The organism is Citrobacter sp. wls829, assembly GCF_005280825.1.
Taxonomy (GTDB): domain Bacteria; phylum Pseudomonadota; class Gammaproteobacteria; order Enterobacterales; family Enterobacteriaceae; genus Citrobacter; species Citrobacter gillenii.
Genome location: NZ_SZWP01000056.1, coordinates 47,085 through 60,446, shown reverse-complemented (window position 1 = coordinate 60,446; position 13,362 = coordinate 47,085). Strand labels below are relative to the sequence as shown.

Sequence of the window (13,362 nt, the reverse complement as noted above, 5' to 3'; positions counted from 1 at the left end):
TCATAGATTTACGCATCCGGCAAAATCACAGATAACTGAATACGCTGCGACTCCTGTCGCAAATAGGCGGATATTATGGCAGGAAACCCTTTTTTGTTGTGGAAAATGTTCTTAAAACGTTAATGGAGAGTATATTTGGCGGGAATCTTGTGAGTGTAATCGCATTCATGTAGGAAAATAACGTAACTCAAACATATGAAATATCGATTCACGTCGCGTTGTGAGGGGCTGAAAGACACCGGTAAGTGCCAATAATTGTGATGTTGATGCGATAATGATCTTTTCCCTTCATTCTGGATTACGACATGGACAGTGTTGAGCTTTCACGTACGACCCGCTGGGGCATGATGTTTATTGGCCTGCTGCAAGGCGTAGTGTGTTACCTGCTGATGACTTACCTCATCCCCCATAACAGTAGCTGGCTGTTCTATGGAATGCCTGTAACGATAGCGCTGACGTCGGCGATTCTGCTTTCTGTGGTCTCGTTTAAACAGCGCGCGCTGTGGTGCTGGATGGCGGTGATCTTCTGCGTTGTACTGGCGATGAGCATCTGGTTGAAGGGGCACGTTGCAGGAGGGAACCGGTGGAATGAGGATGAGATTTTCTTTGTCTACGGTTGGCGGCTCTTTCTCATGGCTATGCTGGCGTTACCCTGGATCCAGTACCAACTCCATGCGCGTACCGACCAGGCGCGCTATCCGCAGTTTTACAGCCAGATATGGCTGAATGTTCTGACATTGCTGATCGTCTTTGTCGCCAACGGCCTGTTCTGGATGGTCCTCCTGCTGTGGAGCGAGATGTTTAAGCTGGTCGGTATTCCCTTTTTTAACACGCTATTCTTTGAGACCGACTGGTTTGGTTATGTAACGTTTGGCCTTATTACCGCGCTGGCGGTGATTCTGGCACGTACGCAGTCACGCCTGGTGACGGCGGTACAAAAGCTTCTGACGTTGATCGCCACGGGTCTGTTGCCTCTGGTCACGTTGTTAGCGCTGATGTTTATGCTGACATTACCCTTTACCGGTCTGGAGGCGATTTCGCAACGGGTGTCTGCGGCGGGGCTGATGTCGACGCTGACGTTGCTGCTCCTGCTATTGATGGTCGTTGTGCGCGAGCCGCAAAAACGCGACTTACCCTATCCAGGGGCATTACGTTATCTGATTAACACCTCACTTCTCGTCGCCCCAGTTTATATGTTGATAGCCAGCTGGGCGCTCTGGGTCCGCGTCAATCAGTATGGCTGGACGCCTGAGCGTCTGCATGGTGCGCTGATCATCGCAGTGCTGCTGGTTTGGTCATTCGGCTACATGGCGAGCATTATGCGCCGCGGACACAATCCACTGGAAATTCAGAGCAAAGTCATCCTCGGTGTTTCGTTACTGTCTCTGGGACTGTTGATTCTGCTGACATCGCCGGTCATTGACGTCTGGCGTATTAGCGTCAACAGCCATATGGCCCGTTATCATAGTGGCCAAATTTCACCGGATCAGGTCAGCCTGTACATGTTGCGTAATAGCGGAAAACCGGGGCGTGCTGCGTTGGAGGCGTTACAAAAAGATGACGCTTTCACTAAGGACAGTAAGCGCAGACGTGATTTAAACGCCATTCTACGCGGGAACCTCGATCCCATGCGGGAACTGACCACAACGCAACTGGCACCGATGGTGATGATTGCGCCGGGTAGCAAAAAACCCGATGACGCATTCTGGCGGTTTGTAAAACAGCAAAGCTACCGCATTAACTCCTGTGTTGAGCAGGATGCATGCGTGCTAGTGAATCAGGATCTTAACGCAGATGGTCAGCCGGAGCAGGTGCTCTATGCTTTTGGTGAGGGGGAAAGTCTGATCTTTGGCATGAAGGAAAAGCAATGGTCTTTGCTCGGCGCAGCCCAGTTACCTGAAGGATTCACGAAAGCGACGCTTTTGCAGGCGGTGGAAAATCACAGGCTGACTACAGCACCCAGAATCTGGCGGGATATCACTCTCGATGGGGAACGGTTAGAGATTAACTACTACGCGGAGTAAACGCTGGAATAAGTCGCCCGGCAGAATGGACTGTCTGCCGGGCAATGAACTTAATGTACTTGTGGGTCAGCAGGGGATGCGTTGTTGCGGATCTCAGCAATATCCATCGCGTTAAACAGATAATGGCTCGCGCAGTAATCGCAATTCATATCGATCTCGCCTTCTTCAGCCAGAATGCTGTCCACTTCTTCGTCCGGCAGGGTTCTTAGCGCATCTGCACAACGCTCACGTGAACAGGTGCATTTGAACACCACGTCCTGCGGATCGTACAGGGTCACCTCTTCTTCGTGATACAAACGCCACAGCACATCATTTGCTGGCAGCGTCAGCAGCTCTTCGGCTTTAATGGTTTCCGTCAGCGTGGCGAGGTGGGTAAAATCATCGGCCTGCGCGTCTTGTGCTGGCATCACCTGCAACAGCATACCGCCTGCTGCTGGCTTGCCATCGACGTCGCCAGTGCGGATAAACAGACGCGTTGGCAGCTGTTCTGAACGCAGGAAGTAATCTTCCAGACAGGCGGCCAGCGTGTCACCTTCCAGACCCACCACGCCCTGATAGCGTTCACCTTCTTCCGGTGTAATGGTGATCACCAGATAGCCGTTACCGACCAGCGTTTTCAGATCTGCATCTTCAGGGATATCGCCCTGAATGCGCGCGACACCGCGCATCTGCTGCTTGTTGTTACCGTTAATCACCGCCAGGCTCAGCGGGCCATCGCCCTGGAGCTGTACGGTGATATCACCGGCAAACTTTAGCGTAGCGGTCAGCAGGCTGGTGGCGACCAGCAGCTCGGCCAGCACGGTTTTAACCGGCTGTGGGTAAGTATGGTTTTCGAGGATCTGTTGCAGGGTTTGTGAAACGGTTACCAGCTCGCCGCGCACGGCAAAGTTTTCAAACAGATAACGATGTAATTGGTCATGTTGCGGCATAATCATCTCTCTTGCGGGTGACAGTCATTCACTGTCGCCGTGTTTAAATCGTAACAGGTCGCGGCGCTCTTTTTTGTCCGGTCGCCTGTCCGGGTGCGGCATGGTCAACGCGTTAAGTTTACGCGCCAGCGCTATTTTTTCGCGCTTTTCCACGCTTTGCGCGGTTTCTTCGTACAGCGTAACGGCTTCCGTTGCCGGGCGACGCTGTTCGGTAATGGCCTTAATAATCACCGTCCGCTCGTCATTTCCCTGGCGCAAGGTGAGGGTGGCATTCAGCTCGACAATCTTGCTCGGCTTACTGCGCTGCCCGTTGTAATGCACCTTACCGCCTTCAACCATTTCGCGAGCTATCGCACGCGTTTTATAAAAACGCGCAGCCCACAGCCATTTATCCAGCCTGACGTCAACAGGGGGCTTCTCTTTCATGGCATCTCCTTCACATCAGTGAGGGGATCAGTCGGCGGTAGTCATTCAGTGACGGATGGCGTGCATACTGTTTTTCCGCAATACCTGAATCGGGATTGGTCACGCCGAGGCAGTAACGAATGCCGAATTGAGCAGCAGCGTCGAGAATGGCTTCGCTGTCGTCAATAAACAGCGTTTTCTCAGCACGCATTCCCGTTTCTTCAGCTACAGCGTGCCATAACCGCTGATCCTCTTTGGGATAACCAAATGTATGGGTGGAAAGTAATAAATCAAGGTGTGAGGCCAGACCGGTATGCTCCAGCTTCACCGCCAGGTTATGTGGATGCGCGTTGGTCAGCAAAATACGGCGCTTGCCGCAGGCCTTTAAGGCATCAAGAAAGGGGACAGTATCTTCGCGCAGCACGGCGCGTGGCCCTTGGGCTGTCGTCATGGCACAAATATCCAGACCCAGGCGTTCGCTCCAGTAATCCAGGCAGTACCAGTTTAGCGTATGTTGCACGGCGTGATATTGCTGGCGAATATAGTTCTGGGCTTCCTCGGGAGAGATCCCCTGCTGCGCGCCATACGTTTCCGGCACCAGTTTTTGCCAGAAATAATTATCGAACGCCAGATCGAGCAGTGTGCCGTCCATATCCAGCAACACGGTGTCGACGTCCTGCCAGGCGATATCAATATGCATAGGAACTCCCAAAGGAAAACAGATGCGCGACAGGGTAGCATATCCTGTCGCGCGGGCGTGTTATCGAATGAGGCTTTCCGGATCGTCAATCAGCGTGGGATTCAGGCAACTTTCGTAGTATCCCTGAATTTCTGCGATGCGTGAGCGGTGGCGCTGGTAGCGTCTGAACGCCTGAATGCCGTTATAGAGCGCACAACCCAGCATGGAAAACATCAGCAAGGTGGTGCCGAGGTAACGCCACAGGCCTGAACGATCCGGGATACGGTGCAGCCCGATGTGCTGGGTTCCATTGGCATCGGTCGTGACATTGGTGACGATCCCTTCCGCGCGGAATGGCGTCTGCATGAGCATCTGCGCCAGACGCTGGAAGGCGTTCCACTGCTCCTGAGGCGGATAGTCATACAACGATGTGGCAGGCCAGGGCTGATCGACCAGATCGCTGCCTTCGTCACTGATAATCAGGAAGCCGCCAGGCGCAGGGCTGTTCAGAGCCTGAGCGGCGCGGGCGGTCTCACGTGCAATAAACGGCGCAGTGGAGGTATTGACCAGGTTATCCAGCGACTCGGCGCTGACCGGGCGCAGCAACACGTTTACACCATCCAGCTTACCTGCGTTGGCCCGCTTCACCAGCGCGGTCCAGTCTTTACTGTTACCCAGATTGACCAGCGCATTTTTCAGGCGCACACATTCATCTTCGGCGGCGCACAGGTCGGCGGTCTTCAGGACAATCTCACCAAAGTCATCCAGTAATACCATGCCGGATTTCTGAATGGCCGATCGTAACGATGCGCTGACACGGGAATCATCATCGGGTTTGGGGTGTAGTTGGCGGCTGACGGCCTGCGTGAGTGCCGTCGCTTTATTCACCAAATCGGACTCGGGCAGCGGCAGCGCGCGTGCATCATTCCAGATAATCTGTGAGCAATCGAAAGGTAGAAAAGGCGTGGTGGGCTGTGCGTTCCAGCTTCCGGATGTGTGAATGTTGCACATTCCCGTACCGCTCAGATGCAGGGTATCGCCGACGCGAACCCCGGCGTTTTCGAGCTGCTTAACGCTGGTGGCCTCGATAGTTTGCGCACCTTTCATCCAGGACAGCGTGAATTTTATCGGCATATCCAGCGGGATCCAGAACAGCAGCATCAGCAGGACCAGCAACGATCCCCCTGCGATAACAGCGCTGCGTAGCCAGTGCTGCAAGGGGAAGTTTTTCACTTCGTCATGCAAGGATAAAAAACGCCCCTGGCGGACAACGTGGCGATCGAGATAAATATCGATATCCGTTTGCTGCCCGAGATCTTGCGCAATGTAGGGCTGCCAGTGAGGCGGATAAATCAGATCGATAATACCCAGTGAGATATTATTAATATGTTCCTGGTCGTTTTCGCCAAACAGCCCCCAACGACGCGGGGTTCCGCGCAGGCAATGGATCTCCCGCAGGGCAGTTTTAGACGGCGGGGCGAACAGTCCCCACAGGCCCGCAGCCAGCAGCAATACGGCACCACCGGCCAGCCACGGTACAAAGCCATCCGGCACGATTAAGCAAAAGAAGAACAGCAGGAAAGATGCGGCAATCAGCAATGCCTCGCGGAGCCCTGCCGGGCGGCTCAGCGCATACTCTTCATGGGTTTCCTGGCGAATATTTAGCAGCTCAATTTGCTCGCTTTCTTCACCACGAATAGAGGCCTGCGTCGATGCAGTATGCTGTAGCGCATAGCCACGCGCTTCCTGCATGTACTCTTGCAGCGTATGACCGTTTAACGAGATCACCAGCGGTAGCGTATTTGTGTGGATCAGCTCAACGCTATTTTCGTCATTGATGTATTGTTCCCAGAAGGGAGGCAAATGCACTTCGACGGAATCCAGATAATAACGCCACTTATTGGGATCGTCCGTGGTGATACCGTAGCGCGTAATCGAATGGGTCAGCACGATGACGCTATTACTTTGGGCATTCAGTGTGAGCGATACAGGGGCGGCGCTGGCGCCTGTTGGGCCAGGTATCTGCTGATTTTGACTCAGGTTTTCCAGGTAGTTTTCGACTGCGCTGCGCTCTTCGGGCGTCAGTTTACGCTTATTGGCGTCTGAGAAAACGTTACTCCAGGGCAGTTTTTGCCGCCTGGATTTTGATCTGAGTCGCCACCCTGCAAGTAACGAGCAGGCCAGCAAAGCAGCTAAAAAAATCAGAATGGTGCTCATGCTTTCCCCATCTTACTTAGTCTGTCAGGCGTGGTCAGTCGCACCCTGGAAAATAATCGTGATTCTGTCGTTGGCTATCGGCAAGCGTGGAGTTGAACTTGAGCATCTTTAAAGTACAGCCCAGTAAATGCGAATCATAGCAAAATCACCAAAAACGGCATATCAGCAAATTCCTGGAGTTATTTCAACCTATTGACTTTTAATTTGAAATGGGAATTAACTTTTAGTACGTTACATAAATGTAAATAAACGGCAATTCACATTGCCGAAACCGTGCGGTATATCGCACAATGACCCCAGATTTCACGGCAAAGACTCTCACGATGAGCAAATCATTACAAAAACCCACGATTCTGAAAGTGGAAACCGTCGCACAATCCCGGCTGTTTAAAGTCGAAAGTGTTGACCTTGAGTTCAGCAACGGCGTACGCCGCGTCTACGAACGTATGCGTCCGTCCACGCGCGAAGCGGTAATGATTGTGCCGATTGTTGATGACCATCTGATTCTCATCCGCGAGTACGCGGTCGGGACCGAATCTTATGAGCTTGGTTTTTCCAAAGGGTTAATCGATCCCGGTGAAAGCGTGTTTGAAGCGGCGAATCGGGAGCTGAAAGAAGAGGTCGGGTTTGGGGCAAATGACCTGACGTTTTTGAAAAAACTCAGCATGGCACCGTCCTATTTCTCCAGCAAGATGAACATCGTCGTGGCCGAGGACCTGTATCCTGAATCGCTGGAAGGTGATGAACCCGAGCCGTTGCCGCAGGTGCGCTGGCCGCTGGCACATTTGATGGATTTGTTAGAAGACCCGGACTTTCACGAAGCGCGTAATGTGAGCGCGCTGTTTCTGGTGCGTGAATGGCTGAAAGGGCAGGGACGACTGTAGCGTATAGCGCCGGAAGGTGACGCCAGAGGCGTCTTATCCGGCCTACAATGTTGCGTTAAGTAGGCCGGATAAGCGAAGCGCCATCCGGCAATAGATCAGAACAGTTCGTGAGCCTCACCATTATCAATAATGGTGGTCCCCACTTCATGTACCGCCTGCTGTGTGGGCTGAGTCCCTTCAATAAAATACTCTTCGCGACTGTTGCCGCCGCTCGCCAGTTGACCGGTGCTGCGATCGATATTGACCGTTACGATACCTGGCGGTGGCGTCAGCGGCTGCTCTGGTACGCCCTCTAACACACTCTTCATATAGGCATCCCACGCTGGCTGGGCACTCTTCGCCCCCCCTTCATAGCCGGAGATCTGATCTTTGATCGCACCCGAGGCCGTAGAGTGTCCAAGGTTACGGCGATGGTCATCAAAACCAATCCATACCGAGGTCACGACCCCTGGGCCGTAGCCGGAGAACCAGGCATCTTTCGAGCTGTTGGTGGTCCCGGTTTTGCCGCCGATATCTCGACGCTGTAAATCACGACCTGCACGCCAGCCGGTACCCATCCAGCCTGGCTCACCAAAGATATTGGTGTTCAGCGCGCTTTTAATCAGGAACGCCAGCGGCGTGTTGATCACATGCGGGGCGTATTCCTGGGTCCCGCTTTGCGCGACCAGCGCCTGATTCGCCTGCTCAAGTTGCGGCATTGGCACCGCGGCATTCTGCTGTTCCTGAGAAATGGCAACGTCTTCAACGTTACTGTTTTCCAGCACGTTAGATTTCTGGGTGTCGCCATAAATCACCGGAATATCACACTCCGGACAGGCAATTTTGGGCTTCGCTTCGAAGATAACACCGCCCTGATCGGTTTCAATCTTACTGATGAAGTACGGATCAACCAGGAAACCACCGTTGGCCATCACCGCGTAGCCGCGGGCAACCTGCAGCGGGGTGAACGAGGCGGAACCCAGCGCCAGCGACTCGGTATGAACAATATTTTGCGCCGGGAAGCCAAAACGTTGCAGATACTCTGCTGCGTAATCTACGCCCATCGCGCGCATGGCGCGGACCATCACCACGTTCTTCGACTGACCCAGCCCCTGACGTAAGCGGATAGGGCCGGCATATTGCGGCGGTGAGTTTTTCGGCTGCCAGTCAGAACCTGCGCCCGCATCCCAGCGGGAAATCGGGACGTCATTCAGCATACTGGCCAGCGTCAGGCCTTTATCCATTGCCGCGGTGTAGAGGAACGGTTTGATATTTGAACCGACCTGACGTAACGCCTGGGTAGCACGGTTAAACTTGCTCTGGTTGAAATCAAAGCCACCAACCAGCGCCATTACCGCGCCGTTTTGCGGATTGATGGAGACCAACGCGGAGTTGACGTCAGGAACCTGTGCCAGCCACCAGGCGTCACCGACCTGGCGGACCCAGATTTGCTGACCCGTCTGGACAACATCGGTCACTTTTCGCGGCGTCGGGCCCTGTTGGGTATCGGAGCGGTAAGGACGCGCCCAGCGCATGCCTTCCATACGCAGCGCCACCGATGTGCCGTCCGCCAGCGTGGCGGTCGCTTCCTGTGGATTTGCGTTGGTGACCACCGCCGGCAGCAGCGGTCCGTAGGTCGGCAGCGCTTTTAGTGAGTCGGTGATTTTCTTGGTGTCCCAGGCGCTTTCGCCCACTTTCCATAGCACGTTTGACGGGCCACGGTAGCCGTGGCGCATGTCGTAATCCATGACGTTATTACGGACCGCCTGCTGGGCCGCCTGTTGGACTTTACGCGTAATGGTGGTGGTGATGCGATACCCGTCTTCATAGGCTTTTTCACCATAACGGCTATACATTTCCTGGCGCACCATTTCAGACAGATACGGCGCAGAGAAGGCAATTTCCGGCGCGTGATAGTTGGCGTCAATAGCTTCGCTGCGTGCCTGATCGTACTGGTCCTGCGTGATGTAGTTTTCGCTCAACATACGCGACAGCACAACGTTACGTCGCGCGGTAGCCCGATCCATTGAATAGAGCGGGTTGAAGGTTGACGGTGCTTTTGGCAGACCGGCGATGACTGCCATCTCGCTTAAGCTGAGCTGGTCGACCGTCTTACCGAAATAGACTTGTGCTGCGGCACCAACGCCATAGGCGCGATACCCCAGGTAGATCTTATTCAGATAAAGCTCGAGGATCTCATCTTTACTCAGCAGTTGCTCGATGCGGATCGCGAGGAAGACCTCTTTGATCTTACGCATCAGCGTGCGTTCCGGGCTGAGGAAGAAGTTTCTCGCCAACTGTTGGGTGATGGTACTCGCCCCTTGCGACGCGTGCCCGGAGAACAGCGCAACGCTGGCCGCACGGAAGATCCCCACCGGGTCAACGCCGTGGTGCTCATAAAAGCGGCTGTCTTCGGTGGCGATAAAGGCTTTGACCATTTCCGGCGGCATCTGATCCAGCGTGACCGGAATACGACGTTTCTCGCCATATTGCGCGATCAGTTCGCCGTCAGCGCTGTAAACCTGCATCGGGATCTGCAAACGCACATCTTTTAACGTCGCGACGTCAGGTAATTGCGGCTCAATATAGCGATAGAGGCCATAAATCGAGCCTGCTCCCAGCAGGATGCAACATACTGCAAGGATTAATAAATACTTTACGAACTTCACTGGAGATTTCCCATTTAGTGGCATTTGGGCAGTTTATAAACAAACGCGCGGTAGTATAAAGGCAAGCCAGACGCATTGATATACCCGTTAAAGCAACGGGTGATAAGGAGATCATCAGCAATGGCTTTCAATATCTGGCAAATTGGTCTGCATATTCAGCAACATGACGTGCTGGCTGTGGCCGTCGTTCGCGACGCCTCCGGTTGGTTTCTACAGCGCTGGTGGCGGTTGCCGCTGGCGAACCAGACGATTGTCGACGGGCACATTCGCGCACCTGAACAGCTCAGCAAGGTGTTATTGCCGTGGAGTCGTGAACTCCCTCGCAGACACCACATTCATCTGTCCTTTCCCGCCCACAGGACGTTACAAAAAAAGATCCCCCGCCCAGTCATGACGCTGCGTGAGCCAGAACAAACGGCATGGTTGTCTGGGTCGATGGCGCGTGAGCTGGATATGGACCCAGATGCGCTGCAATTCGATTATAGCGAAGACACCTTAAGTCCGGCCTTTAACGTGACCGCCGCGCAAAGCAAAGAGGTGTCGACCCTCCTGACGCTGATGCAAACGCTGAAAGTACAGATAACCGCCATTACGCCGGATGCCAGCGCGTTACAGCGCTTTATACCGTACTTATCGGCGCATCAGCAGTGTCTGGCCTGGCGCGATGACGCGCAGTGGTTGTGGGCGACTCGTTATGCATGGGGGCGTAAACCGGTGGGCGACAGTCACGCTATCGACGATCTTGCTGCAACATTATCGCTTTCCCCGGAAGAGATTGCGTTGTGCGGGCCAGGCCGTTTTGACCCCTTAAGCGTGGTGTCTGTTCGTCAGCCGCCCATTCCGCCTGAAAGTCATATCTTTACTATTGCGCTTGGGCTGGCAATGGGGGGAACAGACTGATGATAGCGACCATCAACCTTCTCCCCTGGCGTCAGTCACAGCGGCGTGCCTGCCTGCGGTTTTGGGCTGTTTTATTTAGCGGATCGCTGCTGTTGATCGTTGGTTGTGCACTGAGCTATTACGCTGTCGTCATCGAAGACAACCGGGCAAAAATGGTGAAGATAGCTGCTGAGAAAATGCGGGGCGAGGCGCTTGTGGCCCAAAAACCGCATTTACTCCTGCGCCAGCAACAATGGCAACAGCGACAGCTGCGTAAAACGCAGCGAGATCAGACGCGAAGCTGGCAACCGATGCTCGAAGGACTGGCAAATTTACTGCCCGAACAGGTGTGGCTGACAACCCTGACCTGGCAACATGAAGTGCTGGAACTGAGCGGAATGGCGCAGAACTTTAGCGCCCTCAATGCGCTGGAAACGCAATTACGCAAACAGTCCTTTTTTCGCTTAGGCGACCCCGGCGAAACTCAGAAGGATGCGTTGGGACGTTGGCAATTTCACTATCGTCTGACGCGGAGCGTAATGCATGAACGTACTCTGTGATCGTTGGCTGGCCTTGTCGCCGCGTTGTCGAATCGTCTGCTGGGGCGGCTGGAGTGTCACCATGGCGCTGATGGTCATGTTGTGCCTGCTTTATCCGCTACGGCAAGAATGGAACGTACAACGGGAGGAACTGCGGCAGCAACATGCGGCGAACCAGGCGCAATGGCGGAATCTGTACCAACTGGTTACACCGGCTGACCCCACACTTTGGGCTAATGACGAGAATACGATGCCTTTTTCCGCTCTGGATTTTCAGACTCCGCTTTCACGCCTGACTCACTGGCAGCCTTCTGCACAGGGCGGGGAGATGACGCTGAAGCCTGCCTGGGATGCTGTTCCAGCATTGTTTGTCCGGCTGGCGGAACGGGGGATGCAGGTCAACAGTTTTTCTCTTCGCCTGGAGGATGCCGAGCTGATGCTAACACTGCAGCTGGAGCGCCTGAATGACGGTTAAGCGTGGACTGTTGGTGGGGATTAGCCTGCTGATACTGACCGGGATGCGCGATCCTTTCCAGCCGCCGGAGGATCGTTGCCATACCACTGAGCTGTCGACGTGGCGTTATCAAGGCGCGGTAAGCCGGGGAGCGCGCCTGATTGGCCTGGTTCAGGATGGTAAAAATACATGGCGGCGGATCGAACTGCATGAGGCGCTGAAGGGGGGATGGACGGTTTCTCATATCTCGGCACAAAGCATAACTATTGAGATGGGTAAAGACTGTGAGCCGTCACGCTGGCAGTGGCAACGACAAGGAGAAGGGTATGAAGCGATGGATAGCCGTGGTGCTGATGGTCGTCATCCCCAGCGTGCTGGCGGGAAAAGCGCCAAACGTGACGCTGGTGGTGGATGATGTTCCCGTGGTTCAGGTATTGCAGGCGATGGCTGAGCAGGAAGGAAAAAATCTGGTGATTTCGCCCGATGTCAGCGGCGTGATGTCGTTGCATCTGACGGATGTCCCGTGGAAGCAGGCATTCCAGACGGTGGTGAAAAGCGCCGGACTGGTGTTGCGCCAGGAGGGGAACATCCTGCATGTGCATTCGGTAGGCTGGCAGAATGAAAATGTGGCACGCCTGGAGAGTGAGCAGGCGCGGCGGCAGGCCAGTCTCCCGCTGGAACATCGCAGCATTGTTTTGCAGTACGCTGACGCCGCCGATCTGGCAAAAGCGGGTGAGAAACTGCTGAGCGCCAAAGGCAGTATGACGGTAGATAAACGCACGAATCGACTGCTGCTTCGCGATAACAAACCTGCGCTGATGGCGCTGGAAACGTGGGTGGCGCAGATGGACTTGCCGGTTGAACAGGTCGAACTGGCGGCACACATTGTGACGATTAACGAAAAAAGCCTACACGAGTTGGGCGTGAAATGGTCGCTCGCCGATGCCACGCAAGCGGGGACGGTGGGCAGCGTCACTACAATGACCAGCGATCTCTCTGTGTCCGCAGCGACGTCGCGTGTGGGGTTTAACATTGGTCGTATCAATGGTCGTCTACTGGAACTGGAGCTGTCTGCACTGGAGCAAAAACAGCAGCTTGATATCATCGCCAGCCCACGATTACTGGCTTCTCACCTGCAACCTGCCAGTATTAAGCAGGGCAGCGAGATCCCTTATCAGGTCTCCAGCGGGGAAAGCGGAGCCACGTCCGTTGAGTTCAAAGAAGCCGTACTGGGAATGGAGGTGACGCCAACCGTGCTGCAAAAAGGGCGAATTAGACTAAAGTTGCATATCAGCCAGAATGTCCCCGGGCAGGTGTTACAGCAGGCGGATGGCGAAGTACTGGCTATCGATAAGCAGGAAATTGAAACGCAGGTCGAGGTAAAAAGCGGAGAGACAATCGCGCTGGGTGGGATTTTTTCGCATAAAAATAAATCTGCGGCGGACAGCGTGCCGTTGTTAGGCGATATCCCCTGGCTTGGATATTTATTTCGCCATGACGGTAAAGAGGATGAGCGGCGCGAGTTAGTGGTTTTTATCACGCCCAGACTGGTCTCGAGCGAATAATTTATGCATGAAAAGCCGTTGTTTTTGCACTGGACATGTTTCAGAAATTTGACGTGCGGGTGTATTTAGCATACAAGGAGTACCGATTTGAGCGTCGGTCGTTTTCTTTACTTGTGCACCGGTAATACGCTTTGCCTTT

At 54.2% G+C, this 13,362-nt stretch carries 12 protein-coding genes; 7 read left to right on the top strand and 5 right to left on the bottom strand.

Going from position 1 to position 13,362, the window contains the following annotated elements:
* The first annotated feature begins 305 nt into the window (after positions 1–305).
* The gene (locus tag FDW88_RS10975) at positions 306–2,024 is read left to right on the top strand and encodes a DUF4153 domain-containing protein (protein ID WP_137362552.1); all 1,719 of its coding nucleotides are present in this window, start codon (positions 306–308) and stop codon (positions 2,022–2,024) included.
* Positions 2,025–2,074: 50 nt separating this feature from the next.
* On the opposite strand, the gene hslO is transcribed toward FDW88_RS10975, so the two are convergent.
* Genes hslO through igaA form a run of 4 tightly spaced genes read right to left on the bottom strand, consistent with a single transcriptional unit; the run spans position 2,075 to position 6,254 of the window.
* Positions 2,075–2,953, bottom strand: a complete 879-nt coding sequence (gene hslO / locus FDW88_RS10970) for an Hsp33 family molecular chaperone HslO (RefSeq protein WP_096759272.1) — start codon at positions 2,951–2,953, stop codon at positions 2,075–2,077.
* Between the two features lie 24 nt (positions 2,954–2,977).
* Positions 2,978–3,379 (bottom strand): ribosome-associated heat shock protein Hsp15, encoded by a 402-nt coding sequence (gene hslR / locus FDW88_RS10965; protein ID WP_115257302.1) that lies wholly within the window; start codon positions 3,377–3,379, stop codon positions 2,978–2,980.
* 10 nt (positions 3,380–3,389) lie between these two features.
* Positions 3,390–4,058, bottom strand: a complete 669-nt coding sequence (yrfG, locus tag FDW88_RS10960; RefSeq protein ID WP_096759274.1) for a GMP/IMP nucleotidase — start codon at positions 4,056–4,058, stop codon at positions 3,390–3,392.
* A gap of 60 nt (positions 4,059–4,118) precedes the next feature.
* A complete protein-coding gene (igaA, locus tag FDW88_RS10955) occupies positions 4,119–6,254 on the bottom strand; it encodes an intracellular growth attenuator protein IgaA (protein ID WP_117342462.1) in 2,136 nt (711 codons plus the stop codon).
* A gap of 323 nt (positions 6,255–6,577) precedes the next feature.
* On the opposite strand from igaA, the gene nudE reads away from it, so the two are divergent.
* Positions 6,578–7,138 carry an ADP compounds hydrolase NudE gene (nudE, locus tag FDW88_RS10950; protein ID WP_161959015.1) on the top strand — a complete coding sequence of 187 codons (561 nt, stop codon included), beginning with the start codon at positions 6,578–6,580 and terminating at the stop codon, positions 7,136–7,138.
* A gap of 95 nt (positions 7,139–7,233) precedes the next feature.
* Here nudE and mrcA read toward each other — a convergent pair whose 3' ends face one another.
* Positions 7,234–9,786, bottom strand: a complete 2,553-nt coding sequence (mrcA, locus tag FDW88_RS10945) for a peptidoglycan glycosyltransferase/peptidoglycan DD-transpeptidase MrcA (RefSeq protein WP_170974165.1) — start codon at positions 9,784–9,786, stop codon at positions 7,234–7,236.
* Positions 9,787–9,906: 120 nt separating this feature from the next.
* On the opposite strand from mrcA, the gene FDW88_RS10940 reads away from it, so the two are divergent.
* Genes FDW88_RS10940 through hofQ form a run of 5 tightly spaced genes read left to right on the top strand, consistent with a single transcriptional unit; the run spans position 9,907 to position 13,223 of the window.
* Positions 9,907–10,686: a DNA utilization protein HofM gene (locus FDW88_RS10940; protein ID WP_135911290.1), complete on the top strand. Its 780-nt coding sequence runs from the start codon at positions 9,907–9,909 to the stop codon at positions 10,684–10,686.
* Entirely contained in the window at positions 10,686–11,225 is a 540-nt protein-coding gene (locus tag FDW88_RS10935; RefSeq protein ID WP_137362550.1) for a PilN domain-containing protein, read from the top strand. The genes FDW88_RS10940 and FDW88_RS10935 overlap by 1 nt, the downstream gene beginning before the upstream one ends.
* The gene (locus tag FDW88_RS10930) at positions 11,209–11,679 is read left to right on the top strand and encodes a hypothetical protein (protein WP_117342460.1); all 471 of its coding nucleotides are present in this window, start codon (positions 11,209–11,211) and stop codon (positions 11,677–11,679) included. Before FDW88_RS10935 ends, FDW88_RS10930 begins: the two co-directional genes overlap by 17 nt.
* Positions 11,669–12,073, top strand: coding sequence for a HofP DNA utilization family protein (locus tag FDW88_RS10925; RefSeq protein ID WP_137362549.1), 405 nt, complete (start codon positions 11,669–11,671; stop codon positions 12,071–12,073). Before FDW88_RS10930 ends, FDW88_RS10925 begins: the two co-directional genes overlap by 11 nt.
* Positions 11,985–13,223 (top strand): DNA uptake porin HofQ, encoded by a 1,239-nt coding sequence (hofQ, locus tag FDW88_RS10920; protein ID WP_137362548.1) that lies wholly within the window; start codon positions 11,985–11,987, stop codon positions 13,221–13,223. Before FDW88_RS10925 ends, hofQ begins: the two co-directional genes overlap by 89 nt.
* Positions 13,224–13,362: the final 139 nt, after the last annotated feature.

Excerpts from the sequence above, each read along its gene's own strand:
- FDW88_RS10975 (WP_137362552.1), top strand. The coding sequence starts at position 306 with ATGGACAGTGTTGAGCTTTCACGTACGACCCGCTGGGGCATGATGTTT.
- hslO (WP_096759272.1), bottom strand. The coding sequence starts at position 2,953 with ATGCCGCAACATGACCAATTACATCGTTATCTGTTTGAAAACTTTGCC.
- hslR (WP_115257302.1), bottom strand. The coding sequence starts at position 3,379 with ATGAAAGAGAAGCCCCCTGTTGACGTCAGGCTGGATAAATGGCTGTGG.
- yrfG (WP_096759274.1), bottom strand. The coding sequence starts at position 4,058 with ATGCATATTGATATCGCCTGGCAGGACGTCGACACCGTGTTGCTGGAT.
- igaA (WP_117342462.1), bottom strand. The coding sequence starts at position 6,254 with ATGAGCACCATTCTGATTTTTTTAGCTGCTTTGCTGGCCTGCTCGTTA.
- nudE (WP_161959015.1), top strand. The coding sequence starts at position 6,578 with ATGAGCAAATCATTACAAAAACCCACGATTCTGAAAGTGGAAACCGTC.
- FDW88_RS10940 (WP_135911290.1), top strand. The coding sequence starts at position 9,907 with ATGGCTTTCAATATCTGGCAAATTGGTCTGCATATTCAGCAACATGAC.
- FDW88_RS10935 (WP_137362550.1), top strand. The coding sequence starts at position 10,686 with ATGATAGCGACCATCAACCTTCTCCCCTGGCGTCAGTCACAGCGGCGT.
- FDW88_RS10930 (WP_117342460.1), top strand. The coding sequence starts at position 11,209 with ATGAACGTACTCTGTGATCGTTGGCTGGCCTTGTCGCCGCGTTGTCGA.
- FDW88_RS10925 (WP_137362549.1), top strand. The coding sequence starts at position 11,669 with ATGACGGTTAAGCGTGGACTGTTGGTGGGGATTAGCCTGCTGATACTG.
- hofQ (WP_137362548.1), top strand. The coding sequence starts at position 11,985 with ATGAAGCGATGGATAGCCGTGGTGCTGATGGTCGTCATCCCCAGCGTG.